This window comes from Klebsiella sp. LTGPAF-6F (assembly GCF_001753185.1).
GTDB classification, from domain to species: domain Bacteria; phylum Pseudomonadota; class Gammaproteobacteria; order Enterobacterales; family Enterobacteriaceae; genus Klebsiella; species Klebsiella michiganensis.
On the sequence record NZ_CP017450.1, the window covers coordinates 901,868 to 926,863 of the forward strand.

Below are 24,996 nucleotides of genomic sequence, written 5' to 3' on the forward strand. Positions count from 1 at the left end.
GCTCCTTACGGCGTCGCGCGCGGACGCGTTCCTTTCATCGGAATCACCCAGATAATCATCGCGCCGATGACCAGCAGGGCGGCGACGAACCACAGGCCGCTGCTGAAGCTGCCGGTAATATCCTTCAGCCAGCCGATCATAAAGGGGCTGAGCGCCGATCCGATATTACCCGTCGCGTTGATCACCGCGATGCCGATCGCTCTGGCGCGCAGGCTGATCGACTGATCCGGCGTGGTCCAGAAAATGGCCATTGCGCTAAACGATCCGGTGGAGGCCATCACGATCCCGAGCAGCTGGATCAGGTTGTGATCGGTGGCCGACGCCAGCAGCCAGCCCGCGGCGGCGAACAGGAACGGCAGGGCGGTGTGGTGCTTACGCTCCTGATGTTTATCGGAGTGGCGGCTCCAGTAGATCATCCCCAGAATGGTACAAATCTGCGGGATCGCCGCCAGCAGGCCGATGGTGATATTGCTGCTGCTTTCGTTAAAGCTTTTGAGGATCTGCGGCGTCCAGATGCTGATCGCGCTGAGCGTATTGGTCAGGCAGAAGTAGGCCAGGGTGTACATCAGCACGATCGGCGTGAACACTTCCCGCCACAGGCTGCGCTGCTGCATGGCGTGATGGCTGATCGCCCCTTCCGGCTGGACCAGCGTCAGGCGGTCGTTATCCATCATCTCCTGCAGGCATTTTTTATCGTCCGCGGTCAGCCATTTGGCCTTCGACGGCGAATCATCAAGCCAGAACCAGACCATAATACCGAGCAGCACCGACGGGAAGCCTTCCAGCAGGAACAGCCACTGCCAGCCGTGCAGATTCAGCAGGCCGTCCATCGACAGGATATAGCCGGAGACGATCGACCCCAGCGCGGTGGTCACCGGCATCGCGATCATAAACAGCGCGTTGGCGCGGGCGCGGAAAAAGGCCGGGAACCAGTAGGTCAGATAGAGCAGAATGCCGGGCAGAAAACCGGCCTCGGTGATGCCCACCAGCATCCGCAGGATATAAAGACTGTTCGGCCCGGTCGCGAACATGGTGGCGGTGGAGGCGATGCCCCACAGCACCATGATGGTGGCGATCCAGCGGCGAGCGCCAACGATGCTGAGCATCACGTTGCTGGGAATGCCGAATATAACGTAGGTGGCGTAAAACAGGGTGGTGGCAAGACCGAACATGGTGGCGTTAAGGCCCAGATCCTGCCCCATGGTCAGCCCGGCAAAACCGATATTGATGCGATCTAAAAACGAAAAGATAAACAGCACGAACAAAAAGACGATCAGGCGGCGAAAGAGCTTGTTGATAACCGACTGCTGCTGCGCCGTCAGCTGCTTGTGCTGATTAGCCGGATCGAACTTTTCCGGGATGGCAGATGATGTATCGCTCATTATCATTTTCCTCTAATGGGAATTTTGTAGGGTACTGCGGGTATTAATAGACGCCTGACGAACCCTGGGCGGTTTTTTCCGCGCCAAATCGCGCCGCCAGCGCTTCCGCGCCGCGGGCCAGCAGGGTGGTATCGACGCCGACGGCGACAAACAGCGCGCCGAGTTCCAGGTAGCGCTTCGCCAGCGGCTCGCTGGCCATCAGGATCCCCGGCGCTTTGCCCGCCGCGCGAATTTGCCCGATGGCGCGCTCAATGGCGGCCTGCACTTCCGGGTGCTGCGGGTTGCCGCTGAAGCCCATATCGGCGCTCAGATCCGCCGGGCCAATAAACACGCCGTCCACGCCCTCGACATCGAGGATCTGCGGCAGATTGTTGAGCGCTTCGCGGGTTTCGATCTGCACCAGCACGCACATCGCGTCGTTGGCCTGATGGAGATAATCCGGGACGCGGTTCCAGCGCGAGGCGCGGGCCAGCGCGCTGCCGACGCCGCGAATGCCCGCGGGCGGGTAGCGGGTGGCTTTCACCGCCAGCCGCGCTTCGTCGGCGTTCTGCACCATCGGCACCAGCAGGGTTTGCGCGCCGATATCCAGCAGCTGTTTAATCTGCACCGGGTCGTTCCACGACGGCCGCACCACCGGCTGGCTGGGGTAGGGAGCGATCGCCTGTAGCTGGGTCAGGATTGTCTGCACGCTGTTTGGCGCATGCTCGCCGTCGATCAGCAGCCAGTCGAACCCGGCCCCGGCCAGCAGCTCGGCGCTGTAGCTGCTGGTCAGCCCCAGCCACAGGCCAATCTGCGGACGACCCGCTTTTAAGGCGTCTTTAAAGGCGTTATGCATCATGTTTCTCCTAGACAAAGCGGCAGCTAATCGCGCCCATGTTGCCGTAGTCGACGTGGAAGGTGTCGCCTTTGCGCGCCGGTACCGGCCGGGTAAAGGAGCCGCCGAGAATAATCTGCCCGGCTTCCAGCTGGACGTCGTACGGCGCCAGCTTGTTCGCCAGCCAGGCCACGCCGTTGGCCGGGTGATTCAGCACCCCCGCGGCGACGCCGGTCTCTTCAATCACGCCGTTGCGATAGAGCAGGGCGGCGATCCAGCGCAGATCCAGCTCGTCGGGTTTAATCGGGCGGCCGCCGAGGATCACCCCGGCGTTGGCGGCGTTATCGGAGATGGTGTCGAAGACTTTGCGCGGGCGCTGGGTTTCCGGGTCGATGTTGTGGCAGCGGGCGTCAATCAGCTCCAGCGCCGGGATCACGTAGTCGGTGGCGTTGTAGACGTCGAACAGGGTGCAGTGGGGGCCGCGCAGCGGTTTGGCCAGCACGAAGGCCAGCTCCACTTCGATACGCGGGACGATAAAGCGGTCGGTAGGAATATCGCCGCCGTCGTGGAAAAACATATCGTCCAGCAGCGCGCCGTAATCCGGTTCGCTGATTTGCGAACTGGCCTGCATTGCTTTTGAGGTCAGGCCGATTTTATGTCCTTTCAGCACGCGGCCTTCGGCGATTTTCATATTTACCCATTCGCGCTGTACCGCGTAGGCGTCTTCGATAGTGATCGTCGGGTGATCCAGCGAAATAGCGCGGATCTGTTCACGCTGTTTTTCCGCCTGGTTTAGCCGCTGGGCGATCAGGGTATGGGTATGTTTATCGAGCATAGTTGCTTCCTGTTACGTCATTCGGTGCTGCTGCGCCGGAAATAAAAGCCGGCGTCGTTTCGCCCTCTCCCGGCGGGAGAGGGCCTGACCGGCCGCACGCTATTTAAACAAGGCGTGCACGTTGTTCTGCTTGTAGTTCAGCGTCGGGTGCAGTTCATCAATCTCAAACGACAGCGCCAGATAGCGGCTCTCCATCAGCGCGGCGAAATGGGCTTTGATCAGCGTGAACAGCATATCGCCCACGTCCTGGCGGCTCTCCTGGCTGCGTCCGGCGCCAATTTTCAGCGTCATATGCACAAAGGCGTAATCGTGCTGGCCGTCGGCCATCTGCCAGGTATCCAGCCAGATGGCGCGGCTGCGAATGCCGCCGATGGGAAAGATGCCGGTGGCCGCCAGCGCGGCGTTCACTTTGCCGAACAGGCCCGGTAAATCAGCCTGTTCGCGGATGTTGTCGGTACATTCAGCGATAAAATGCGGCATTCTGCGTGCTCCTTACGCCGTTTCCGGCAGCGGGAAGACGGCGTTGACCTGGCCGGTGCCGGAGCTGGCGAACAGCTCGGTAATAAACTCTACTTTGCCGTCATATTTGTCCCAGCCCAGCAGGCCCAGCAGCATCACCGTGTCGTGCATATTGCCTTCGCCGAAGCAGTAGTCGGCATATTCCGGCAGCATGGTGCAGAACTCTTTGAATTTGCCTTCGCGCCACAGCTTCACGACCCGTTCGTCCATCTGGTGATCGAACTCGCGGGTATAGCTGTTCATCCCCTCTTCGGCGCGCTGGTCGTCGATAAAACGGTGCGACAGCGAGCCGCTGGCAAAGACCGCCACGGTGCCGTCATATTTCTCGATAGCCTTAAGAATGGCTTCGCCCAGCCTGCGGCTGTCGGCAAAATCATGAACGGTACAGAACGCCGAGATAGAGATCACTTTGAAATGCTTATCGCTGTTCATGTAGCGCATCGGTACCAGGGTGCCGTACTCCAGCTTCAGGCTTGGAATGTTATGCGCTTTGGCGCGGACCCCGAGCTTGACCGCTTCGTCGGCGATCAGGTGGCCGAGCGCCGGGTTACCGTCATAGTCATAGGTCATGTCGCGAATAAAATGCGGCAGCTCGTTGCTGGTGTAGACGCCCTGGAAATGGTCGGCACAGTTGATGTGGTAGGCGCTGTTAACCAGCCAGTGGGTATCAAAGACGATGATGGTATCCACACCCAGTTCGCGGCACCGCTTGCCAATTTCTTTATGCCCATCGATGGCTCCCTGGCGGCAGCCGTGGTTTTTACCCGGCAGTTCAGAAAGATACATCGACGGTACGTGAGTAATTTTTGCTGCTAACGCTAACTTTCCCATATCAGACTCCCCATTTTGGGATCGGATGGTCGCCCATCGAGATGCAGACGTTTTTCATTTCAGCGAACACTTCAAAGCTGTATTCGCCGCCTTCGCGGCCGGTACCGGAGGCCTTCACGCCGCCGAACGGCTGACGCAGGTCGCGGACGTTCTGGGTGTTGACGAACACCATTCCGGCTTCGATGCCGCGCGCCAGGCGCAGCACTTTGCTGACGTCCTGGGTCCAGATATAAGAGGCGAGGCCGTACTCCACGTCGTTGGCCAGGCGCAGACCTTCCGCCTCGTCTTTAAACGGCAGCAGACAGGCTACCGGGCCAAAAATCTCTTCCTGCGCCACGCGCATGCGGTTATCGACGTCCGCCAGCACCGTTGGCCGCAGGAAGTTGCCGTTTCTCAGATGGGCGGGCAGATCGGCGGGCTTATCCGCGCCGCCGGCCAGCAGGGTCGCTCCTTCTTCAATGCCGAGGCGGATATAGCCGGAGACTTTCTCCCAGTGCTGCTGGCTAATCAGCGCGCCCACCTGGGTATTCGGGTCGGTGGGGTCGCCGACGCGCAGGCGGTTAGCCCGCTCGGCGAAGCGTTTAATGAACTCGGGGTAGATGCTCTGCTGAATGAAGATGCGCGAGCCGGCGGTGCAGCGTTCGCCGTTGATCGAGAAAATGGTGAACAGCGCGGCGTCGAGGGCGCGCTCAATATCGGCGTCTTCGAAAATCAGCACCGGCGATTTGCCGCCCAGCTCCATGGAGTACTTTTTCAGCCCGGCGTTTTTCATGATGTTGCGCCCGGTGGCGGTACCGCCGGTGAACGAGACCGCGCGTACGTCATGGTGGCGGACCAGCGCATCGCCCGCCGTCGCGCCGTAGCCCTGAACCACGTTCAGCACCCCCGGCGGAATACCCGCTTCCAGCGCCAGCTCGCCAAGACGGTCGGCGGTTAGCGGCGATAGCTCGGACATCTTCAGCACCGCGGTATTGCCCAGCGCGAGGCACGGCGCCACCTTCCAGGTGGCGGTCATAAATGGCACGTTCCACGGCGACACCAGCGCGCAGACGCCCACCGGCTGCACGAGGGTGTAGTTGAGCATCTTGTCGTCAACCGGGTAGGTCTTGCCGTTCATCTGCTGGCACACTTCGGCGAAGAATTCGAAGTTGTGCGAGGCGCGCGGGATCAGCACGTTTTTAGTCTGGTGGATCGGCAGGCCGGTATCGGCGGTCTCCATGGCGGCGATCTCCGGGACGTTCTGGTCGATCAGATCCCCCAGCCTGCGCATCAGACGCGCGCGCTCTTTCATCGGCAGATTGGCCCATTTCGGGAACGCCTCTTTCGCCGCCGCCACCGCCTGATTCACCTCGTCGGCGCCGCCGGAGGCGACTTCCGCCAGCACTTCGCCGGTGGCCGGGTTAGTGGTATGGAAATATTCCGCGGCGGCGACGTTTTTGCCGTTGATCCAGTGGTTAATTTTTTTCATGACAGCTTCTCCTCATATGCCTGCTGGCTAATGATGTGGTTGACCAGGCGGCCGACGCCTTCCACTTCGACGATCACTTCATCGCCCGGCACCACGTCCGACAGCCCCTTCGGCGTGCCGGTGGCGATCATGTCGCCCGGCTGCAGGGTCATAAATTCGCTGAGGTAAGCGATCAGGAACGGAATGCTGAAGATCAGATCGGCGGTGGTGCCCTGCTGGCGCAGTTCGCCGTTGACCCAGGTGCGCAGCGCCAGGTTATGCGGATCCGGGATCGCCTCTTTGCTGACGATCCACGGGCCTATCGGCGTCAGGGTGTCGCGGCTTTTGACCCGCAGGTTGGGACGATAGTAGTTTTCCAGGTAGTCGCGGATGGCGTAGTCGTTGCAGACGGTGTACCCGGCCACGTACGCCATGGTGTCGGCTTCGGCGACCTTACGCGCGGTTTTGCCGATCACCACCACCAGTTCAGCCTCGTAGTGCATGTACTCGACGTTATCCGGGCGCACCGACTCTTGCCTATGGCCGATAAAGGTGTTGGGCGCTTTGATAAACACCAGCGGTTCGGTTGGCGGCGTAAACGCCAGCTCGCTGGCGTGATCGGCGTAGTTCAGGCCCAGCGCGAACAGGGTGCCGTCGGCGGGCGGCAGCCAGCGAAACTCGCCTTCCTGAAGTAACCTGCCGTTGGCGAGCTGGACCTGCCCGCGTTCATCAACCTGGACATCGTGCCGCTGTCCCTGCCACTCAATACGTGCTTGCCTCATGCCAGCTCTCCTTCATCAATCACCGGGTTTTCCAGCGCCGGGAAGCCCTCGGCGAGAATGCGTACGCGATCGCCGGGGCGCAGCGTAACGCGGGAGTGGGGCGTACCGATCAGAATCGCATCGCCGGGATTGAGGGTGGCGAATTCGCTCAGGGCGCTCAGCAGCTCGGCGGCGGAGCGCTGGAGATCGGCGGTATTCCAGCTGTCCGCCTCGCGACCGTTGATTTCGGTGATGATGGTCAGGTTATCGACGTTGCTGAGCGGCGCGAGCGCGCCAAGCGGGCAGAAGCCGTCGCGGCATTTGGCTTTGATGGCCGGACGATAGAAGCTCTCTTCCGGCAGGCTGACGTCGTTCGCCAGCGCGTAGCCGGCGATATAAGCCGCGGCGTCTTCCGCGGCGATTTTGCGTGCGGTTTTACCGACGATTAGCGCCACGGTGGCGCCGCTCTGCACGGTTTCGCCTTGCGGATAGGGAATGCTTTCGCCGTCGCCGATAACGGTGTTGCGCGGTTTGATAAACCAGACCGCGGTCTTCGGCGGGGTTTTATACGGGGCCTGCTGGAACGCTTCGCGCCAGGCGTCGAGCTGGCTGCGGTGGTTAAGCGCCACGGCGAAGATGGTGCCTTTCATTGACCACTCCTCTGCTACGGAATTAGGAAGTTAGTTAATTCATTAATATGTTAATGATCATCTTTTATGCTTTGCGGAAAGGTTTGGCAAACAGAAGTGAATGTTTTGTGATCGGATTAACAATAAATTTACAGTTATGTTTTTTATTTGTTGTTAATCAATTAGATAATTAATTTTATTGTACCTTCTGGTACTTTTCAGAGGCAGAAACCGGTTGCCTTCAGAAGGAATTAGCGCTAATTATTAACTTATTAACAGATTGGGGATTTATTTCAGAGGTATGTGATGCATGATTCGTTAACTATCGCGCTGCTGCAGGCGCGGGAAGCGGCGATGGCCCACTTTCGGCCCATCGTTAAACGCCACAATCTGACCGAGCAGCAGTGGCGTATCGTGCGTATCCTCGCCGAAAATCCGTCGATGGATTTTCACGATCTGGCCTTTCGCGCCTGTATTTTACGTCCGAGCCTGACCGGTATTCTGACCCGCATGGAGCGCGACGGCCTGGTGCTGCGTTTAAAACCGGTTAACGATCAGCGCAAGCTGTACGTTTCGCTGACGCCTGCGGGCCTGAAGCTGTATGAAAGCGCCCAGGCCCAGGTCGAAGAAGCCTATCGCCAGATAGAAGCCCAATTTACCGTCGAAAAAATGCGTCAGCTTACCGCGCTGCTGGAGGAGTTTATCGCCCTGGGGAATGGGGTGGGTGGAGAGGAAGAGGCGTAATTTTCCTTCCGTGAAGCTAGAAATATTTCCCCGGTCGCGCTGTGCTTACCGGGGCTACGGGCCGGTGCCATCCCGTAGCCCGGATAAGGCGCCAGCCGCCATCCGGGGAATTCCCGGCCGGTCAGAACAGGGTATCGAGCTCTTCCAGCACGTTATACTGCTCGTCCACCAGCAGCAGGGTTTTCCATTTATCAAACGTCAGGCACGGATGCGAGGTGCCGAACACCAGAATATCGCCAACCTGCACGTCGCTGCCCGGCGCGAGGCGCAGCATACAGTGCTGATCCATAATCCCCACGCTCTCGATCCCCGCCGCAGACAGCTGCGCGCCGTTGCGATAGCGAGCGATCGGCTGCGGCAGTCCGGCGTCGAAGGCGCAGTCGCGTTTGCCGAAGTTGACCACCGCGCGATCCGCTTCCGGCACCGACTGGACCATCGCCATCAGCTCCAGCGCCGAGGTTAAATCACCGCCCAGATCGCAGGCGATCGGATCGCGCGCCGCCAGCGCTTTCTGCGCGATATCGTAGATCCCCCGATCGTGGGTGATATAGCAGCCGGGGCGGATAACGATCCGGCACCGCGCCGGTTTCTTCGCCGCCAGCCAGATATTGCACACCACGTCATACCAGACGGTACCGGCGCCGGTCAGCACAAACTCCCCCTCAACCAGATGCGCCATCCGGCAGGCCAAATCGGCTGCCTGGTGCAGCAGAGCTTCCACCTGCGGCTGCGGATCGTCGCCGTGCAACACCCCTTCATACAGCTCAAGTCCGCGCAGCTTAAGGCCCGGAAGGTCCGCGACGGCCTCCGCCAGGGCCTGCGCATCCTCAACGCTGCGGCAGCCGCAGCGCCCGCCGGCCACGCCCAGTTCAATCAGCACGTCCAGCGTTTGCCGCCGTTCGCTGAAAAAGGCCGACAGCGCGCGGGCGTTGGCGAGGCTATCGATGCAGCAGATAAACTCCGCCGCCCGGTAATGCGCCTTCAGGCGCGATACCGCCTGCATATTCGCCCTGCCGACCAGCTGATTGACCATCAGAACGCGCTCAACGCCGCTGGCCATCGCCGCGCTGGCCTGCCAGGCGCTGCCCACGCCGATTCCCCATGCGCCCGCCCGCTGCTGGGCCTGAAAAATCCACGGCGTCATCGTTGTTTTACCGTGCGGCGCCAGCGAGACGCCGCGCGCGTCGGCGTAGCGCTGCATCCAGGCGATGTTATTTTCCAGCGCCGTTTTTTTCAGCAGCGCGGCGGGGAGGCAGACCTCCTCCGCCAGCAGATTTGCCGGAGCGGCCATCACGGCGGCTTTGTGCGGAATAAGCGTATCGGAGTGGTATTTCATAACACTATCCTTTTAGGGTTTATGCTCGGAATAAAGCTGAGTATCAATTTTAATTAATTGAAAAATATAAATTTAATATGTGATTTTTATTGTTTGTGAATAAAAGTATCACAATTTGATCTGGTTTTTGCGTAGTTTTCCACTGTTTTTCCGCCTTGTAAATGGTTAACTTGTCGACAGAGTTGAAAGGGAGTCATTGCGATGAAAGTTAACTGGCTTTTCAAAAACGTCACGGTCATTGACGGCAGCGGCGGACCGCAGTTTCGCGGCGACGTGGCGGTGAAGGGCGATCGGATTGTAGATATGGCCCCGGCGCTGAACCTGCCGGCGGAGCAGGTGATTGACGGGCAGGGGCGCGTGCTGGCGCCCGGGTTTATCGATGTGCATACCCATGACGACATCAACGTCATTCGTATGCCGGCCTATTTGCCCAAGCTGAGTCAGGGGGTGACGACGGTGATTGTCGGCAACTGCGGGATCAGCGCGGCGACGGCGACCCTGCGCGACGGCGTGCCTGACCCGATGAACCTGCTGGGCGAGCAGGAGCACTTTGTTTACCCCACCGTTGACGCTTACGCCCAGGCGGTGGAGGCGGCGAAGCCGTCATTGAACGTCGGCACGCTGATTGGCCATACCGCGCTGCGTAATAACCATATGGACGATCTGTTCCGCCCGGCGACGGAAACCGAGATTGCCGGAATGCGGGTGCAGCTGCGCGACGCGCTGCGTCAGGGGGCGCTGGGTCTGAGCAGCGGGCTGGCCTACGCCAGCGCGTTTCAGTCCACCACCGAAGAGGTGATGGCGCTGGCCGAGGAGCTGGCGGCGGAGGGGGGAATTTATACCACCCACCTGCGTTCGGAGTTCGAGCCGATTCTGGAGGCGCTCGACGAGGCGTTCCGCATTGGCCGCCACGGCAACGTGCCGGTGGTGGTCTCGCACCATAAGTGCGCCGGCGCGAAAAACTGGGGCCGCACCCGCGAGACGCTGGCTTTCTTCGATGAGATGCGCCAGCGCCAGGAGATCGCCTGCGACTGCTACCCCTATTCTGCCAGCTCGTCGACGCTGGATATGAAGCAGGTCACCGATGAGTTCGATATCGTCATTACCTGGTCGGAAGCGCAGCCCGAGCAGGCCGGAAAAACCCTGCGGCAGATTGCCGACGGCTGGCAGGTTAGCCTGCACGAGGCGGCGGCGCGGCTGATGCCCGCAGGCGCCATCTACTACAACATGGACGAGCAGGACGTGCGGCGGGTGCTGCGTTACCCGGTGACCATGATCGGCTCCGACGGTCTGCCGAACGACCCGATGCCGCATCCGCGGCTGTGGGGCGCGTTCCCGCGGGTCCTGGGCCACTACAGCCGCGATGAACGGCTGTTTCCGCTGACCACCGCTATCCACAAAATGACCGGGCTGTCGGCGGCGCGTTTCCAGCTGGCGGATCGTGGGTTGGTGAAAGTGGGCTACTTTGCCGATCTGGTGCTGTTCGATCCGCTGACGGTGCGCGATGTCGCCAGCTTCTCCGACCCGAAACAACCGGCGGAGGGGATCGAGGCGGTGATGGTCAACGGCGTGATGAGCTACGGCAGCGACAAAAAGATTATCGGGCGCGCGGGGCGTTTTCTGCGCCGCCAAATGAACTAAGGAGTGCAAAATGAGTATTAAACGTTATGGCGTAGAAGGTGGTACCGGGACCGGTGGGCAGCATCTGCCGTTCGCGCGCGCGGTGGAGGCGGGGGGCTGGCTGTACGTTTCCGGCCAGACGCCGATGAAGGACGGTGAAGTGGTGGAAGGCGGGATTGTCGACCAGGCGCGTCTGGCGATTCAGAACTGCGTGGATATCATGACCGAAGCGGGCTACACCCTGGCCGACGTGGTGCACGTCAAGGTGATTCTCACCGATGCGCGCTATTTCCAGTCTTTCAATAAAGTGTTCCGCGAGTTCTTTGGCGACAACCCGCCTGCCCGTATCTGCTGCGTCGCGGACCTGGTGGTGGATTGTAAAGTCGAAGTAGATGTGACCTGTTATAACGCGGCTCGCGTATAAAAATTTATTAACCAGAAATATAAACAGGATTTTTGAGCGCTGAATTCATTCAGCGCTTCGTAGCCTTTTACCTTTTACATACTCAACTGGCAGGATGTGAATAATGAATAGTCATATCTTTTTAGTCGGCTTTATTATTTACGCGCTGGCCATGATTTGGCTTGGCTGGTACGTGTCGCGTAATCAAAAAAGCGGTGAAGATTTTTTACTCGGCGGCCGTTCCTTACCGCTGTTCCTGACGCTGGGCTCCACCGTGGCGACCATGGTGGGGACCGGTTCAAGCATGGGCGCCGTAGGCTTCGGCTACAGCAACGGCTGGGCCGGAATGCTCTACGGCGTGGGCGGGGCCATCGGTATTTTGCTGGTCGCCTGGCTGTTCGCCCCGGTGCGTAAACTGCGCTTTATGACCATGAGCGAAGAGCTTTCTTATTATACTGGCGGCAGCCATTTAATTAAAAATATCGTCGGCATAATGATATTTGTGGCCTCTATTGGCTGGCTGGGGGCGCATATTCTTGGCGGCAGCATGTATTTATCCTGGGCGACGGGGATAAATCTGACGGTGGCCAAAATTATTATTGCCCTGGCCTTTGCGATTTACGTCATCATCGGCGGTTATTCTGCGGTGGTATGGACGGATACCATTCAGGCATTAATTCTCTTTTTCGGCTTTATCCTGATGGCGATTCTGGCGGTGGTTCACGTCGGCGGATGGGATGCCATCGTACAGGCGATGGATCCCAGGGCGATGAGCCTGTTCGCGGTCGATAAGCTGGGCGTCATTCCGGCGCTATCGCTGGCGATGGTCATCGGCGTCGGCGTGCTGGCGACCCCTTCCTATCGCCAGCGTATTTATTCGGGGAAAGATGTCTCTTCGGTGCGCCGCTCGTTTGTCTATACCGGCGTGCTGTATCTGTTTTTCTCGGTGCTGCCGGCGATTATCGGCATGGCGGCATGGACAATGAACCCCCATCTTGAGAACAGCAACTACGCCTTCCTGTTCGCCACCAGCTTCCTGCCGGCGATACTGGGTCTGGTGGTGCTGATTGCCGGGCTTTCCGCCACCATGTCCTCGGCCAGCTCCGATGCGATAGCCGCCGTGGCCATCATGATGCGCGATGTTTACACCCTCGTTACCGGAAAAATGCCGCCGGCGCATAAGGCGATAACGCTCTCCCGCTGGATGCTGGCGTTCGTCATCGGCCTGGCGATGATCTTCGCCCTGACCTCGAACGATATCATCAGCTATATCACCAAAATGATCTCCATGCTGATGTCCGGGCTGTTCGTCTGTTCAATTCTGGGCCGCTTCTGGCTGCGCTTTAACTGGCAGGGCGCGCTCACCGCGCTGCTGAGCGGCATGCTGGTGTCGATTGTGGTTCTGGTTAAGGCCGACTGGCTGGCTTACTGGGGCAATCCGTGCATACCGTCGGTCGTCGGCAGCTTCGTTTCCGCCATTTTTGTCACCGTCATGACGCCAGCCAGCAAAATCAGCCGTCAGCAGGCGCTGGAAATGATCACGCAGGAGCGTGAAGGGCAGGCGATGCCGGCGAAGACAGCGGTGCAGGCCTCGGGAGAAGCACCATGAAGGACTATATTGCCGTCGACTGGGGCTCTACCCAGCTGCGCGGCTGGCTGATTCGCAATGGCCAGTGCGTCGAAACAAAGCAGCTGCCGCTGGGTATCACCCGCCTGAACGGACGAGCGCCTGCCGACGTATTCGCGGAGCATTTGGCTCCCTGGCGCGGCGCGGAGGCGCTGCCGGTGCTGATGGCCGGGATGATCGGCAGCGATGCGGGCTGGCAAGCGGTGCCGTATCTGGACTGTCCGGCAGCGATCGACGCGCCAGGGCAGCAGCGATGTGCCGTTGCTGAAGGCGTGTGGATTATTCCCGGCCTCAAGATTGAACAGGACGGGGATTTCAACGTGATGCGCGGCGAAGAGACGCAGCTGCTGGGGGCCTGGCAGCTGGCGCCGGCGGAGTGTTACGTGCTGCCGGGCACCCACTGCAAATGGGTACAGGTGGCGAACGGCGCGGTGCGTCATTTTGCCACGGCGATGACCGGTGAACTGCATCATCTGCTGATGACGCAATCGCTGATCGGCAAAGGGCTGCCGGTCCAGCAGCCGGACGAGACGGCGTTTGAACGGGGGCTGGAAAAAGGACTGGCGCAGCCGTCGCTGATTAGCGAACTGTTTGTCGCCAGGGCCGCCCGGGTGCTGGGAGGCCTGGCCGCGACCTCGGTCAGCGACTATCTCTCCGGGCTGCTGATTGGCGCGGAAGTGGCGACCCTAGGGCAGCGTTACCGTACCTCTGGCGTCACGCTGGTTGGCGACCCGGCGCTGAATGCCCGCTACAGCCGGGCGATGAAGGCGCGCGGAATGACGGTTAACAGCTGCAGCGGCGATGAGGCGCTGCTGGGCGGCATGGCGAGGATAATGCATGGACAAGATTAAACTGGTAGCGATTTTACGCGGTATTCGCCCCGCTGAGGCGGCGGAGCATATTGAGACGCTGATAAAGGCGGGATTTCGCTATATCGAAATTCCGCTTAACTCACCGGACTGGCAGCAGAGCATTCCGCAGATGGCCGCGCGCTTTGGCGAGCAGGCGGTGATTGGCGCGGGAACGGTGCTTAAGGTGGAGCAGGTCGATTTTCTGGCCGATGCCGGGGCGAAGCTTATCGTGACGCCGAATACTCAGCCGGCGACCATCCGCCGGGCGGTGGCGCGCGGAATGCGGGTCTGCGCAGGATGCGCTACCGCGACCGAGGCGTTCAGCGCGCTGGACGCCGGGGCGCAGTGGCTGAAGATTTTCCCGTCTTCCACCTTCGGCCCGGACTATATTCGGGCGCTGAAAGCGGTGCTGCCGCCGGAGGTGCCGGTGCTGGCGGTCGGCGGCGTGACGCCGGAGAATCTGGCGAGCTGGGTCGAGGCGGGATGCGCCGGCGCCGGTCTGGGAAGCGATCTGTATCGCGCCGGGCAGGCCGTGGAGCGTACCCGTCAGCAGGCGGAGAGGTTTATCGCCGCCGCCCGCTGCGGTTAATCGCCCAGCGGCTGCCTGTCGACGCCGCCGCGATGGCTGTCGAGCGCCAGCTTAATCCGGCGCAGCCTGCCCTTTGCCTGGGTTTTGTTGGCCATCGCCAGTTCGGTGGCCAGCACGTCAACCATCGCCAGCATCGCATAGCGTGAAGTGCTGGGCTTGAAGATATAGTCGTTTTCGCGCACCAGCAGCGGCAGCACCAGATCCGCCTGCTCCGCCAGCGGCGTTCCGGCGGGAGTGATGGCAATGACCTTTGCGCCGTACTGCCTGGCAATCGCCGCGCTCTCAATAATTTCCTGGGTATAGCCGCCCAGCGACAGCACGATAACCACATCCTTTGGCGTCACCGCCGAGCTCATCATGCGCACCAGCAGGCCGTCGTTCTGGCTGACCACCGGCAGGCCGAGGCGAAACAGACGGTACTGGATCTCCTGGGCGCAGATGGTGGAGCCGCCGCCCATCCCGAGGGCCAGGATCTGCCGCGCGTCGCTCAGCCAGCTCACCGCGCGCTTCAGCGCTTCAATGTCCAGCGCCCGGCGGTTGGTTTCCAGCACGCCGATGATCGACTCGTAGATCCCCTGCACGCCCTCAAGGTCCGGAACATCGAGGATAAATCGCTGCCCGACCGCCAGGGATTGCGCGAGCTTCATCTTCAGCTCGCGGACGTCTTTGCAGCCGAGCGCCCGGGCAAAGCGGGTGACCGAGGCTTGGCTGGTGTGGGTCAGGCGCGCCATCTCCGCGATGGGCAGCTCCGCCGCCGCCGCGACATCATCGAGAATAAACTGCGCGATGCGTTTTTCGGTCGCCGTGAGTTCCACAAAGCGATCGGTAATGCAGGAAATGATATCGATTGACCAGGACATACGGGTATCAACGGGTAAGTTTTGAATGGTACTTTGTACCATATTCCGCCGCTGAAATCAGCGCCAGAGGCTACAGCGCTAAGCGCATGGCGCAGCGCGTTTCCGGCGGCAGGCCGTGTTCCGTTTCCAGCTCCCTTTTCGCCGCCAGTCCCGCCGGTAGCCTTAGCTCGCTTAACATTGAAAACCCCAGGCGCGTGTAAAACGGCGCGTTCCACGGCACGTCGCGGAAGGTGGTGAGCGTGACCGCCGGATACGCCGCCTGGCGGGCTGTCTCTATAACCTGCTCCAGCATCATGCGGCCAACGCCTCGTCCCTGCCACGCCTGATGAACGGCGATCTCCACGATAAACAGCGCATCATCCAGCGGTTCGCTCAGCAGGAAGCCTATCGGTTGGTCATCGGCCACGGCCAGCAGGCTGTGGTCAGTTTCAAGAAACAGCCGGTGGCGCTCGGGGCTTATCACTTCGCTTTCCGCCAGCCAGGCCAGCGCCGGGATCTGGCGAAAAGCCTGGGCCGCCGAGCGCTCAATGGCGGGCAGAAGAGGGATGTCTCGCTCCTCAGTCAGGCGTAACGTCGCGGCGGCGGTTATAGTGTTAGTTTTCATCACCTCAGCATAGCAGCCTCCGGGAGAAATGTATGGAGCTTACCGCCGTTTCCGCCACCCAGTTCAGCGTCGCGCAGCTGACGACGATCCTTTGCGACTGTTTCGAAGATTACCTGGTTCCCGTCACGCTGTCGGTAGAGGTTTTTGTCCAGCGTTTTAGCGCCGAAGGGCTGAGCCTGCTGGATTCCTGCGTCTGGCTGGATGGAGATGTCCCCGCGGCGATGGCGGTCGTCGCCCGCCGCGGCGATGAAGCCAGGCTGGCGGCGTTCGCGGTGCGGCCTGCGTATCGCGGAAAGGGCGTTGGCCGCCGGCTGATGTCGCCGCTTATCGACGCGCTGCGCGAGCAGGGCGTACGGCGGATGTGGCTGGAGGTTATCCGCGACAACCACGCCGCGGTGGCGCTGTATCAATCGCTGGGCTTCGAGGTGCGGCACGGGCTGTGCGGCTATTTAAGCGCGCAGGCCGGAAGTGACGGGCCCTCCGTATTAGAGGATGTTGACGTGCTGGCGCTGACGCGCAGGGCAGGCGCCGAGATTAACGGCCAGCTGCCGTGGCTGATGGACCCGCTCACCTTCAGCACCCTGCCGTGCCGGGCGCTGAGCCTCCATCAGCAGGCTTTCGCCGTGCTGGCGACCTTATCCAGCAGGCCGCAGCTGCAGTTTTTATGGGTCGATCCCGCCGCCCGCGGGCGCGGGCGGGGGCGGGAAATGCTGATGGCGCTCGCCCAACGCTTTCCGGGGCTCGGGACCTCGGTGACCATCCCGGAGCGCTTTACGCCGCTGTTTCACGCCGCCGGCTATACGCCCATGGCATTAAAACAGTATGAAATGAGCGCAACGTTGAGCGCCCCGCCGCCAGCAGGGCGTTGAGATTCAGCCGTTACGCGGGTCGCTAATCGGCTGACGAACCAGGAAAAGATAGGCCAGCGCGCCGAGGGCGGTCACGCAGCCGCAGATAATCAGCGCCAGCTGGAATGAGTGGGTGGTATCGACGATAAACCCGGTCACCACCGGCGCGAAGGAGGCGCAGATAAAGCTGGCGAAGTTCTGGATGCTGCCGACGGATGCGGTCATTCTCGAGGCCACCGCGACGTGAATCAACCCCCAGCAGGAGGTGCCGGCAAAGTGGATGCAGAACAGCGCCATACCGATTAACAGCACCGCGGCGATAGAGGTAGTGGCCTGCGGCACAATTAACGTAAACGCGGCGGAGCAGAACATCCCGGCAATAATGCAAATTTTACGGCTTTTGATCGGCGCCATGCCGCCTTTAACCAGCCAGTCGGTGACGTAGCCGTTGATAAGCATACCGGCGGCGCCGAACAGGAAAGGAATGGCGGCCATAAAACCGGTACTTTTCAGATCGAGGCTATACGCCGTTTGCAGGTAGCCCGGCAGCCAGGCCAGATACAGCCACGCGGTATAGTTGATGCCGCTGAAGCCCAGCATCATTCCCCACATGGTTTTGTTTTTAAACAGGCTGCGCCATTCGGCAAAGCTCAGCGGGTCGCGGCGAACGTTGACGCTTCCGGCGTTAAGGTAGGCCTGCTCGTCGGCGGTGAGAGAGATATCTTCCCGGTTGCGATAGAGCATATACCAGCCGATAGCGACGAAGATCCCCAGCACGCCGATGGTGATAAACATCCCGCGCCAGCCCATCATCAGCATCATGGCGGCAAGGATCGGCGGGCTGATCGCGACGCCAATCGTCGAGGCGGCGTTAAAGAAACCCATCGGGCGGCCGCGCTCTTTGATATTAAACCAGTCGTTAATCACCTTGACGCCGCAGGGGTTCATCGGCGCTTCGCCGATCCCCATGCCGATACGCACCAGCACGAACTGGGTAAAGCTGTGCACCATCCCCGAGACCGCCTGAAACAGCGACCAGAAAAACATCCCCAGCCCCAGCATGATGCGCGGACCTTTACGGTCCAGCAGCGGCCCGCAGGGGAGCTGGGCGATGCCGTAGGCCAGCGAGAAAACGGACAGCAGCGCCCCGATTTCGGTGGCGCTGAGCCCCAAATCCTCGCGAATCGTTAAGTTCGCGACGGACAATGAACTTCTGTCGAGGTAATTAATCACCGCCGCCAGAAATAACAGGATCATTGCCGTTGTCTGAATTTTTTTAATGCGAGTACTACGCGTTAACATATTATCTAACGGAACAGTCATCGTCTCCGCCTTTCCTTTATCAAAGGTTGTCTGCGGGTCGATAGTGATATTTCGTGATTCCACGCCTGACTCCTGGTTATTCTATTTGAACGACAAGTGACATCGAATGGTTTAAACCCCACCCACCTATTTCACAGTAAAGTAAGTCGACTTGTTTTCAGCATAAATAACCTTTTTTCTGGCGCTGGTTTATGTTTTGAGATCTGTGCTGCTGATTATCATTTTCTGTTTTTAATCGGTACTTAATAAGCCTGGGATTCGCTCTGCCTGAGCGAGTTAATCATTGATTGCTTCGCCGAGTTCAGGTGGTTACGCAGCGCCAGGTTGGCGTCCAGATCGCTGCGGCAGATAAGCGCGCTCAGGATAGTCATATGTTCATCAATGGCGATGATATTGCGCTGTTTAAGGTCGCTCTCGTCCCACTGATAGTGAAAGTGAAAAATTACGGAAATAATCTCAAGTGATTGATTAAAAAATATATTCTCAGCCGCGGACAGGAGCAGAGAATGAAAGTCGCGATCGAGCTGGGAAAACATACGAAAGCTGTCGCCGATGCTGTCACGCAGGGCGCGATGGCGCTCAAGCAGGGTTTTCGCCTGCAGCCAGCGGGCGTCGTTGTCCGGGAGGTTGAGGAAGTGCTGTAGCGCGTGGGTTTCCAGCATTTCCCGCAGTTCGAACAGCTGCTCGGCCCAGGATTGTTCAAACTTCTTCATATTCCACTGGCCGCGCTTTTCGCTTTCAATCAGGTTGTAGCGGCTGAATTTCAACAAAAACTCCCTGACCACGACCGGGCTGACGCCGGCAGCACGCGCCAGCTGTAGCTCGGAAAATATCTCTCCGGCGCGCAGCTGGCGCTGGTTAATCATGGTGTAAAACGCCTGCTCGAAGAGACGGTTCTGTTCGGCCAGCGAGGCGCTGGAGCCATCGAAGCCGTCCTGCATCTCCGGCTGGCGAAGGATCTGGTAGTCCTGACCGCGCTGGCGCAGCACGCCGCGCTCGCACAGGTGGCTGAGGATATGGCGCACGGTGGTGCGGCTGATGTTGTACATCTCCGCCAGCGCGCTTTGTGAGGGCAGCGGCGACGGAAGAAAGCCGCGCGCCATATCGTTTATGACCTGGTTAATGACGTTGTGACGAAGGTTTTGCGAGCGGCTCATTATGCATCTCCATTTTTTTAGCTATTAAAACCGGATTTAAAACAGTTTTGTGCGCGAGATTTCACAATTTTTGCAATGAATTTATTCTCACCTCTGTTTTTCATCGATATCTAAACCAACAAATACGGAGGAAATTATTATGACGTCGATGAATACATTAGTGTGTCAGGAACCCAAAATATTGCGCTGGGAAAAACGCCAGATTCCCATTCCCGGCGATGATGAAGTGCTTATTAAAATAAAAACGGTGGGGATTTGTGGTACGGATATTCATGCCTGGGGAGGGAATCAACCTTTTTTTAGCTATCCGCGCGTGCTCGGTCATGAAATATGCGGTGAGATTATCGGTCTGGGTAAAAATATTCTTAATCTGAAAAGCGGACAGCAGGTTGCCGTCATACCCTACGTCGCCTGCGGTCAGTGTCCGGCCTGCCTGAGCGGCCGGACAAACTGCTGCGAGAAAATTTCCGTGATCGGCGTACATCGGGACGGCGGGTTTAGCGAGTACCTCTGCGTGCCGGTAAAAAATCTGCTGGTGGTGGATGACGTCGAGCCGGAAGCCGCGGCGCTGATTGAGCCTTTTGCCATCAGCGCCCACGCGGTGCGTCGCGCCGCTATCCAGCCGGGAGAGCAGGTGCTGGTGGTCGGCGCGGGCCCCATTGGTCTCGGGGCGGCGGCGATCGCCAAAGCCGACGGGGCGCAGGTGGTGGTGGCGGATACCAGCCCGGCGCGGCGCGACCACGTGGCGCAGCACCTTGGTCTGGCCACGCTCGACCCTTCCGACCCGCAGTTCACCGAAAAGCTGTGTGCCGCGTTTGGTGGTTCGCTGGCGCAGAAGGTGATCGACGCCACGGGGAATCAGCAGGCGATGAACAATACGGTGAATTTAATCCGCCACGGCGGCAGCATCATCTTTGTTGGCCTGTTTAAAGGTGAGCTGCAGATCCCGGACCCGGAGTTTCATAAGAAAGAGACGACCATGATGGGCAGCCGTAATGCGACGGAAGAGGATTTTGCCAAAGTCGGGCGGCTGATGGCCGAGGGGAAAGTGACCGCCGGGATGATGCTGACCCACCGCTACGATTTCAGGTCGCTGGCCGAGATTTACGAAAACGACGTGATTAACAATCGCCAGCTTATCAAAGGCGTCATTCATTTTTAGCAGGTAAGGCTATGAAATCGTTAAACAGAAAAGATTTTCCCGGGCCGCGGTACCCGACGCGCGTGATTCAGTTCGGCGAAGGCAACTTCCTGCGGGCGTTTATCGACTGGCAGCTGGACCTGCTGAATGAGCAAACCGATCTGGCGGCAGGCGTGACCATCATTCGCCCGATCAACACCGAGTTTCCGCCGTCGCTTAATATCCAGGACGGACTCTACACCACGGCGATCCGCGGGCTGGACGAACGCGGCGAGGCGGTGAGCGAGGCGCGGATTATTCGATCGGTGAATAACGAGATCAACCCGTGGCAGGATTTTGCCGGCTATCTGGCGCTGGCTCGTGATCCGGCGATCGCGTTCGTATTTTCAAATACCACCGAAGCGGGCATCAGCTATCACGCCGGAGATCGGCCTGACGATAAGCCGCCGGTCAGCTTTCCGGCGAAGCTGACCCAGCTGCTGCTCGAACGGTTCCGCCATTTCAACGGCGCAGCGGATAAGGGATGGACGATGATTCCGTGTGAGCTGATCGACTACAACGGCGAAGCGCTGAAGGCGCTGGTGCTGCGCTATGCCGAAGAGTGGCAATTGCCCGCGGCTTTTCGCGACTGGGTTGAGACCGCCAATACGTTTTGTTCAACGCTGGTTGATCGCATCGTCACCGGCTACCCGCGCGAGGAAGCGGAAAAGCTCGAAGCGGAGCTGGGCTACCATGATGCTTTCCTGGATACCGCCGAATACTTCTGGCTGTTCGTTATCCAGGGGCCGCAGGCGCTGGCGAAGACGCTGCGGCTCGAACGTTACCCGCTCAATATCCGTCTCGTAGAGGATATCCGGCCCTATAAAGAGCGCAAAGTCGCCATTCTTAACGGCGCGCACACCGCGCTGGTGCCGGTGGCGTGGCTGTGCGGCGTCGATACCGTTGGCGAAGCGATGCAGGACGAAGCCATTCGCCATTATGTGCAGCAAACTATCGACGAGGAGATTATTCCGGCGCTGGATTTACCGGCCGATGAGCTGAGGCAGTTTGCCGATGCCGTGACCGGGCGCTTTCTTAATCCCTGGATTCGCCATCAGCTGCTCTCTATCGCCCTGAACGGCATGACCAAATTTCGCACCCGGATCCTGCCGCAGCTGCTGACGCATATCCGCCAGCACGGCGCAATCCCGCCGCGGCTAACGTTCGCCCTGGCGGCGCTCATCGCCTTCTATCGCGGGCAGCGCGACGGGCAGGCGTATCCGCTGCAGGATGATGACGTCTGGCTAAGCCGTTTTGCCGCAGGATGGGCGCAGGTGGCGCAAGGCCGCCCGCTGCATGAACTGGTCACCGAAGTCCTGCAGGATACCGGGCACTGGGGTGAAGATCTGACGGCAATACCGGGTCTTGCCGAACAGGTCACGCGGTATCTGGAAGTCATTTTGAGCGCGGGGATGCGGGAGGCCCTGTCGCGGCTGTAATCGGTTTGTTGTGCGGCGCCCGCGGATTTGGGCGTCGTTTTTTTTGTGCTCTGAACCGCAAAAAATAAATTAAGCGCCAATGGTTGGTGGATTTCCCGCATCATAAGAGCCTATCCCATTAGGGCTATTTTGCTTGCCATTTTGAACCTGGGCAGTGCTCAGACAAAACTCGCAGAGTTTTGAACGCCCTCAGGGCGGCCTGGAGGGGGAGCGTAGCGAATAATCCTCACGTACTACGTGTACGCTCCGGTTCTTCCGCGCTGGCCGTGTTCAAACTGCCTGCGCCAATAACGCCTACTGGAAGAGGCTCTAAGTACCTATGATGGCATTGATGGGGGATGCGATGCGTAAAACGGAACTGTTGGCTTTTCTGCAAAATCAGACCGATTTTTTTGATCCGGATAACCTGAGCGAGGTCTTCACCGCCGGCTACCTGGCCCGGCGTTTTGCCATGCAAAGAAACACCGCCAGCCACTATCTGAATCAGCTGGTGGCCCAGGATGTGCTGGTGAAGATTAATACCCGTCCGGTCTATTTCCTGCATAAGGCCGCTTTCTGCCAGCAGTTTTTCCCCCTTTCCCGCAGCGAGTACGCCAGCATGGCGGAGCTGCTCGCGGAGAGCGACCGGCAGCCGGAACAGGCGGATCATTTTTCATTGCTTACCGGCCATGACGGTAGCCTGCGCAAGCCTATCGAACAGATGAAAACCGCGCTGTTTTATCCCAACGGCGGGCTGCCGCTGCTGATCGTCGGCGACAGCGGAACCGGCAAAAGCTATATGGCGGAGCTGATGCACGAGTTTGCTATCGCCCAGGGACTGCTGGCGCCCGATGCGCCCTTTGTCTGCTTCAACTGCGCCCAGTACGCCAGCAACCCGGAGCTGCTGGCCGCCAACCTGTTTGGCTACGTCAAAGGCGCGTTTACCGGCGCGCAGGGCGATAAAGCCGGGGCGTTTGAGGCGGCAAACGGCGGCGTGCTGTTTCTCGATGAGGTCCACCGCCTCGATGCGCAGGGCCAGGAGAAGCTCTTCACCTGGCTGGACCGCAAAGAGATCTATCGGGTGGGAGAGACGGCGCAGGGGATGCCGATTTCGCTGCGGCTGGTGTTTGCCACCACCGAAGATATTCACAGCACGTTTCTGACCACCTTTATTCGTCGTATCCCGATCCTCATTAGCCTGCCTGATTTACAAAACCGCAGCCGCGGCGAGAAAGAAGCGTTAACGCTGCAGTTTTTCTGGCAGGAGGCCCGCACGCTGTCCGCCCGGCTGCAGCTGACGCCCCGGCTTTTACAGGTGCTGACGCACTACGTTTATCGCGGCAACGTCGGTGAGCTGAAGAATGTCGTCAAGTACGCCGTCGCGTCGGCGTGGGCCAGGTCTCCGGGCAGCGAGAGGCTAAACGTCACGCTGCACGATCTGCCGGAAAATATCATGGCCGCGACGCCGGCGCTTAGCGAACCGATGGGCCAGCAGGAGCCGCTGCTTATTGAACCGCAGACCAGCCTGGTCTGGCTGCTGCGCGCGCGCGACCCGGTTCAGGGGCTGATCTATGATGCTCAGTGCCGCGTTCTCGCGCTGTATGAGGCGGTGCTGAGTAAAAAAACGGTCTGGGAAGAGGCGCAAAAAAGCATGGGCGAGGAGATGGAAACCCTCTTCGATCGGCTGGTTTTCGATAATCATGATGCCAACAGCTCGCATCTGCTGCTGCTGATAACCCATCAGGTGCGGGAGGAGTTTTATCGCCTTGAAAAGCGCTTCAATATTCAGTTTAACGGCAACTGTATCTACGCCCTGAGCCACTACCTGATTCATCGTTCTCGCCAGGCGCAGTCGACGATGAGCAATGAGAAAAGCCGCCAGCTGGAGGATTTCCTGGCGCAGAAATACCCGCTGCTGTATCGCTTTTGTGAAGAGATCCTCGCCGCGCTGGCGCTGAAGCTGGATATTGAACCCCGACGCATTGACCTGCTGCTGCTGGTGCTGTGGTTACAGAAAAACGGCGCTATCAGTCAGCAGCAGGTGACCCGGGCAGTTATCCTCGCCCACGGTTATGCCACCGCCAGCAGCATCGCCAACGTGGCGAATCGGTTGCTGAAAAGCCAGCTGTTTGAGTCATTCGATATGCCGCTCGACGTGACGCCGGAGGCTATCGCCGATCAGGTGATGGCCTGGATCGAGAGCCACGCGCTGGCCTCCGGACTGGTCATCCTGGTCGATATGGGATCGCTGAACGCCATTCACAGCCACTTCAACCGCCGGCTGTCCACGCCGATGGCGATTATTAATAACGTCTCGACCGGGATGGCGATGTACGTCGGGGAGCGGGTTTTGCAGGGCGATATGCTGGAAGATATCGTCCGGGAGATAGGCAATGACCTCGCGGTAGAGCATCAGCTCTATTACCCGCAAACGGACAAACCGCGGGCGATTCTTACAACCTGCGCCACCGGTCTGGGGGCGGCGGCGAATCTGTCGGCGCTGTTAAAAGCCAGCATTCCTGAGACGCTCGGCATCGATATTGTGGCATGCGATGTGGAAACCCTCGCCGATCCCGCGCGCCGGGCACCGATGCTCAGCCGCTATGAGGTGCTGGCGATTGTCGGCACCCTCGATCCGCATCTCCCCGATCTGCCGTGGATCTCGCTGGATTCGCTGATTTCCGGCGAAGGAAGCCGCCCGCTGATGCGTATCTTCGGCGAACTGGCCTCCGCTGAGCAGGTCAGCGAGATCAATAACCTGATCCTGAAAAATTTCTCGCTGCGCCGGGTGATCGAGTCGGTGACGATCCTCGATACCGGTAAAGTGATCAATCAGGTCGAGCAGTTTTTACTGCGCTATGAGCATCTGGCCGGCTGCGATGTGCCTAACGATCGCAAGGTGGCGCTATACGTGCATATCAGCTGTCTGATAGAACGCCTGATCCGTAACGCTTCGCCATCCCATTATTCCGGCAAACAGTGTCCGGAGAGCGAGCTGGTTATTCTGCGCGAGGCCTTTAGTGTCATTGAGAACGGATATAGTGTCAAAATCCCCGCCGTTGAGCTGTATTACATTCACGATATCCTGACGCGAGAAACGGAATTTATTCAGGAAGATCAAGAGTTTTAAGACTCTTCATCGGTTCGTCCTTGCGCTAACCGGCACGCCACTGTTTCTGGCACGCCGGTTGCAAAGTAAGAAAGCAGTGGAATGCGCT

Annotated in this window: 23 protein-coding genes; 10 read left to right on the forward strand and 13 right to left on the reverse strand. The window is 59.3% G+C overall.

Features of this window, described 5'->3' with window-relative positions; translation table 11 throughout:
- Nucleotides 1-5: 5 nt before the first annotated feature.
- The 8 genes from hpaX to BJF97_RS04335 all read right to left on the reverse strand — a co-directional run bounded on the left by hpaX (nucleotide 6) and on the right by BJF97_RS04335 (nucleotide 7,239).
- Nucleotides 6-1,382 carry a 4-hydroxyphenylacetate permease gene (gene hpaX, locus BJF97_RS04300; RefSeq protein WP_014227785.1) on the reverse strand — a complete coding sequence of 459 codons (1,377 nt, stop codon included), beginning with the start codon at nucleotides 1,380-1,382 and terminating at the stop codon, nucleotides 6-8.
- Nucleotides 1,383-1,425: 43 nt separating this feature from the next.
- A complete protein-coding gene (hpaI, locus tag BJF97_RS04305; protein WP_004098302.1) occupies nucleotides 1,426-2,217 on the reverse strand; it encodes a 4-hydroxy-2-oxoheptanedioate aldolase in 792 nt (263 codons plus the stop codon).
- Between the two features lie 10 nt (nucleotides 2,218-2,227).
- The gene (gene hpaH, locus BJF97_RS04310; protein WP_004098303.1) at nucleotides 2,228-3,031 is read right to left on the reverse strand and encodes a 2-oxo-hept-4-ene-1,7-dioate hydratase; all 804 of its coding nucleotides are present in this window, start codon (nucleotides 3,029-3,031) and stop codon (nucleotides 2,228-2,230) included.
- Between the two features lie 99 nt (nucleotides 3,032-3,130).
- The gene (locus BJF97_RS04315; RefSeq protein WP_014227786.1) at nucleotides 3,131-3,511 is read right to left on the reverse strand and encodes a 5-carboxymethyl-2-hydroxymuconate Delta-isomerase; all 381 of its coding nucleotides are present in this window, start codon (nucleotides 3,509-3,511) and stop codon (nucleotides 3,131-3,133) included.
- A gap of 12 nt (nucleotides 3,512-3,523) precedes the next feature.
- The gene (gene hpaD, locus BJF97_RS04320; RefSeq protein ID WP_032693002.1) at nucleotides 3,524-4,381 is read right to left on the reverse strand and encodes a 3,4-dihydroxyphenylacetate 2,3-dioxygenase; all 858 of its coding nucleotides are present in this window, start codon (nucleotides 4,379-4,381) and stop codon (nucleotides 3,524-3,526) included.
- Nucleotide 4,382: 1 nt separating this feature from the next.
- Nucleotides 4,383-5,849: a 5-carboxymethyl-2-hydroxymuconate semialdehyde dehydrogenase gene (gene hpaE, locus BJF97_RS04325; RefSeq protein ID WP_014227787.1), complete on the reverse strand. Its 1,467-nt coding sequence runs from the start codon at nucleotides 5,847-5,849 to the stop codon at nucleotides 4,383-4,385.
- Entirely contained in the window at nucleotides 5,846-6,610 is a 765-nt protein-coding gene (locus BJF97_RS04330) for a fumarylacetoacetate hydrolase family protein (protein ID WP_070082848.1), read from the reverse strand. Before BJF97_RS04330 ends, hpaE begins: the two co-directional genes overlap by 4 nt.
- The gene (locus BJF97_RS04335; RefSeq protein ID WP_014227789.1) at nucleotides 6,607-7,239 is read right to left on the reverse strand and encodes a fumarylacetoacetate hydrolase family protein; all 633 of its coding nucleotides are present in this window, start codon (nucleotides 7,237-7,239) and stop codon (nucleotides 6,607-6,609) included. Before BJF97_RS04335 ends, BJF97_RS04330 begins: the two co-directional genes overlap by 4 nt.
- 285 nt (nucleotides 7,240-7,524) lie before the next feature.
- Here BJF97_RS04335 and hpaR point away from each other — a divergent pair, with 285 nt between their 5' ends.
- On the forward strand, nucleotides 7,525-7,962 hold the full coding sequence (hpaR, locus tag BJF97_RS04340; RefSeq protein ID WP_014227790.1) for a homoprotocatechuate degradation operon regulator HpaR: 438 nt from the start codon (nucleotides 7,525-7,527) through the stop codon (nucleotides 7,960-7,962).
- Nucleotides 7,963-8,083: 121 nt separating this feature from the next.
- Here the strand turns inward: hpaR and BJF97_RS04345 are convergent, their stop codons facing one another.
- Entirely contained in the window at nucleotides 8,084-9,298 is a 1,215-nt protein-coding gene (locus BJF97_RS04345) for an amino acid deaminase (protein ID WP_014227791.1), read from the reverse strand.
- 201 nt (nucleotides 9,299-9,499) lie between these two features.
- Between BJF97_RS04345 and BJF97_RS04350 the strand changes: the two genes are divergently transcribed.
- The 5 genes from BJF97_RS04350 to BJF97_RS04370 all read left to right on the forward strand — a co-directional run bounded on the left by BJF97_RS04350 (nucleotide 9,500) and on the right by BJF97_RS04370 (nucleotide 14,388).
- The gene (locus BJF97_RS04350) at nucleotides 9,500-10,939 is read left to right on the forward strand and encodes an N-acyl-D-amino-acid deacylase family protein (protein ID WP_032693000.1); all 1,440 of its coding nucleotides are present in this window, start codon (nucleotides 9,500-9,502) and stop codon (nucleotides 10,937-10,939) included.
- Between the two features lie 10 nt (nucleotides 10,940-10,949).
- Nucleotides 10,950-11,342: a RidA family protein gene (locus tag BJF97_RS04355; protein WP_004098320.1), complete on the forward strand. Its 393-nt coding sequence runs from the start codon at nucleotides 10,950-10,952 to the stop codon at nucleotides 11,340-11,342.
- 103 nt (nucleotides 11,343-11,445) lie between these two features.
- Nucleotides 11,446-12,930, forward strand: a complete 1,485-nt coding sequence (locus tag BJF97_RS04360; RefSeq protein ID WP_032692999.1) for a sodium:solute symporter family protein — start codon at nucleotides 11,446-11,448, stop codon at nucleotides 12,928-12,930.
- Complete coding sequence (locus tag BJF97_RS04365) at nucleotides 12,927-13,799, forward strand: 2-dehydro-3-deoxygalactonokinase (RefSeq protein ID WP_032692997.1); 873 nt, start codon at nucleotides 12,927-12,929, stop codon at nucleotides 13,797-13,799. Before BJF97_RS04360 ends, BJF97_RS04365 begins: the two co-directional genes overlap by 4 nt.
- On the forward strand, nucleotides 13,786-14,388 hold the full coding sequence (locus BJF97_RS04370; RefSeq protein WP_014227795.1) for a 2-dehydro-3-deoxy-6-phosphogalactonate aldolase: 603 nt from the start codon (nucleotides 13,786-13,788) through the stop codon (nucleotides 14,386-14,388). The genes BJF97_RS04365 and BJF97_RS04370 overlap by 14 nt, the downstream gene beginning before the upstream one ends.
- Here BJF97_RS04370 and BJF97_RS04375 read toward each other — a convergent pair.
- Both BJF97_RS04375 and BJF97_RS04380 read right to left on the reverse strand, forming a co-directional pair.
- A complete protein-coding gene (locus BJF97_RS04375) occupies nucleotides 14,385-15,248 on the reverse strand; it encodes a MurR/RpiR family transcriptional regulator (protein ID WP_014227796.1) in 864 nt (287 codons plus the stop codon). The genes BJF97_RS04370 and BJF97_RS04375 overlap by 4 nt on opposite strands.
- 70 nt (nucleotides 15,249-15,318) lie before the next feature.
- A complete protein-coding gene (locus tag BJF97_RS04380; protein WP_029946908.1) occupies nucleotides 15,319-15,852 on the reverse strand; it encodes a GNAT family N-acetyltransferase in 534 nt (177 codons plus the stop codon).
- Nucleotides 15,853-15,884: 32 nt separating this feature from the next.
- On the opposite strand from BJF97_RS04380, the gene BJF97_RS04385 reads away from it, so the two are divergent.
- Nucleotides 15,885-16,721 carry a GNAT family N-acetyltransferase gene (locus BJF97_RS04385; RefSeq protein WP_014227798.1) on the forward strand — a complete coding sequence of 279 codons (837 nt, stop codon included), beginning with the start codon at nucleotides 15,885-15,887 and terminating at the stop codon, nucleotides 16,719-16,721.
- Between the two features lie 3 nt (nucleotides 16,722-16,724).
- On the opposite strand, the gene BJF97_RS04390 is transcribed toward BJF97_RS04385, so the two are convergent.
- A complete protein-coding gene (locus BJF97_RS04390; RefSeq protein WP_032692996.1) occupies nucleotides 16,725-18,086 on the reverse strand; it encodes an MFS transporter in 1,362 nt (453 codons plus the stop codon).
- A 179-nt stretch (nucleotides 18,087-18,265) separates the two neighbouring features.
- On the reverse strand, nucleotides 18,266-19,180 hold the full coding sequence (locus BJF97_RS04395) for a GntR family transcriptional regulator (RefSeq protein WP_014227800.1): 915 nt from the start codon (nucleotides 19,178-19,180) through the stop codon (nucleotides 18,266-18,268).
- 139 nt (nucleotides 19,181-19,319) lie between these two features.
- Between BJF97_RS04395 and BJF97_RS04400 the strand changes: the two genes are divergently transcribed.
- From BJF97_RS04400 to BJF97_RS04410, 3 genes are all read left to right on the forward strand, one after another.
- The gene (locus tag BJF97_RS04400) at nucleotides 19,320-20,342 is read left to right on the forward strand and encodes a zinc-binding alcohol dehydrogenase family protein (RefSeq protein ID WP_032692995.1); all 1,023 of its coding nucleotides are present in this window, start codon (nucleotides 19,320-19,322) and stop codon (nucleotides 20,340-20,342) included.
- A gap of 11 nt (nucleotides 20,343-20,353) precedes the next feature.
- Nucleotides 20,354-21,799, forward strand: a complete 1,446-nt coding sequence (locus tag BJF97_RS04405) for a tagaturonate reductase (protein ID WP_032692994.1) — start codon at nucleotides 20,354-20,356, stop codon at nucleotides 21,797-21,799.
- Between the two features lie 343 nt (nucleotides 21,800-22,142).
- On the forward strand, nucleotides 22,143-24,908 hold the full coding sequence (locus BJF97_RS04410; protein ID WP_032693051.1) for a sigma 54-interacting transcriptional regulator: 2,766 nt from the start codon (nucleotides 22,143-22,145) through the stop codon (nucleotides 24,906-24,908).
- The last annotated feature ends 88 nt before the right edge of the window (nucleotides 24,909-24,996 follow it).

What these genes read in the sequence shown, in the direction of transcription:
- hpaX (WP_014227785.1), bottom strand. Translation starts at nt 1,382, where the DNA reads ATGAGCGATACATCATCTGCCATCCCGGAAAAGTTCGATCCGGCTAAT.
- hpaI (WP_004098302.1), bottom strand. Translation starts at nt 2,217, where the DNA reads ATGCATAACGCCTTTAAAGACGCCTTAAAAGCGGGTCGTCCGCAGATT.
- hpaH (WP_004098303.1), bottom strand. Translation starts at nt 3,031, where the DNA reads ATGCTCGATAAACATACCCATACCCTGATCGCCCAGCGGCTAAACCAG.
- BJF97_RS04315 (WP_014227786.1), bottom strand. Translation starts at nt 3,511, where the DNA reads ATGCCGCATTTTATCGCTGAATGTACCGACAACATCCGCGAACAGGCT.
- hpaD (WP_032693002.1), bottom strand. Translation starts at nt 4,381, where the DNA reads ATGGGAAAGTTAGCGTTAGCAGCAAAAATTACTCACGTACCGTCGATG.
- hpaE (WP_014227787.1), bottom strand. Translation starts at nt 5,849, where the DNA reads ATGAAAAAAATTAACCACTGGATCAACGGCAAAAACGTCGCCGCCGCG.
- BJF97_RS04330 (WP_070082848.1), bottom strand. Translation starts at nt 6,610, where the DNA reads ATGAGGCAAGCACGTATTGAGTGGCAGGGACAGCGGCACGATGTCCAG.
- BJF97_RS04335 (WP_014227789.1), bottom strand. Translation starts at nt 7,239, where the DNA reads ATGAAAGGCACCATCTTCGCCGTGGCGCTTAACCACCGCAGCCAGCTC.
- hpaR (WP_014227790.1), top strand. Translation starts at nt 7,525, where the DNA reads ATGCATGATTCGTTAACTATCGCGCTGCTGCAGGCGCGGGAAGCGGCG.
- BJF97_RS04345 (WP_014227791.1), bottom strand. Translation starts at nt 9,298, where the DNA reads ATGAAATACCACTCCGATACGCTTATTCCGCACAAAGCCGCCGTGATG.
- BJF97_RS04350 (WP_032693000.1), top strand. Translation starts at nt 9,500, where the DNA reads ATGAAAGTTAACTGGCTTTTCAAAAACGTCACGGTCATTGACGGCAGC.
- BJF97_RS04355 (WP_004098320.1), top strand. Translation starts at nt 10,950, where the DNA reads ATGAGTATTAAACGTTATGGCGTAGAAGGTGGTACCGGGACCGGTGGG.
- BJF97_RS04360 (WP_032692999.1), top strand. Translation starts at nt 11,446, where the DNA reads ATGAATAGTCATATCTTTTTAGTCGGCTTTATTATTTACGCGCTGGCC.
- BJF97_RS04365 (WP_032692997.1), top strand. Translation starts at nt 12,927, where the DNA reads ATGAAGGACTATATTGCCGTCGACTGGGGCTCTACCCAGCTGCGCGGC.
- BJF97_RS04370 (WP_014227795.1), top strand. Translation starts at nt 13,786, where the DNA reads ATGGACAAGATTAAACTGGTAGCGATTTTACGCGGTATTCGCCCCGCT.
- BJF97_RS04375 (WP_014227796.1), bottom strand. Translation starts at nt 15,248, where the DNA reads ATGTCCTGGTCAATCGATATCATTTCCTGCATTACCGATCGCTTTGTG.
- BJF97_RS04380 (WP_029946908.1), bottom strand. Translation starts at nt 15,852, where the DNA reads ATGAAAACTAACACTATAACCGCCGCCGCGACGTTACGCCTGACTGAG.
- BJF97_RS04385 (WP_014227798.1), top strand. Translation starts at nt 15,885, where the DNA reads ATGGAGCTTACCGCCGTTTCCGCCACCCAGTTCAGCGTCGCGCAGCTG.
- BJF97_RS04395 (WP_014227800.1), bottom strand. Translation starts at nt 19,180, where the DNA reads ATGAGCCGCTCGCAAAACCTTCGTCACAACGTCATTAACCAGGTCATA.
- BJF97_RS04400 (WP_032692995.1), top strand. Translation starts at nt 19,320, where the DNA reads ATGACGTCGATGAATACATTAGTGTGTCAGGAACCCAAAATATTGCGC.
- BJF97_RS04405 (WP_032692994.1), top strand. Translation starts at nt 20,354, where the DNA reads ATGAAATCGTTAAACAGAAAAGATTTTCCCGGGCCGCGGTACCCGACG.
- BJF97_RS04410 (WP_032693051.1), top strand. Translation starts at nt 22,143, where the DNA reads ATGCGTAAAACGGAACTGTTGGCTTTTCTGCAAAATCAGACCGATTTT.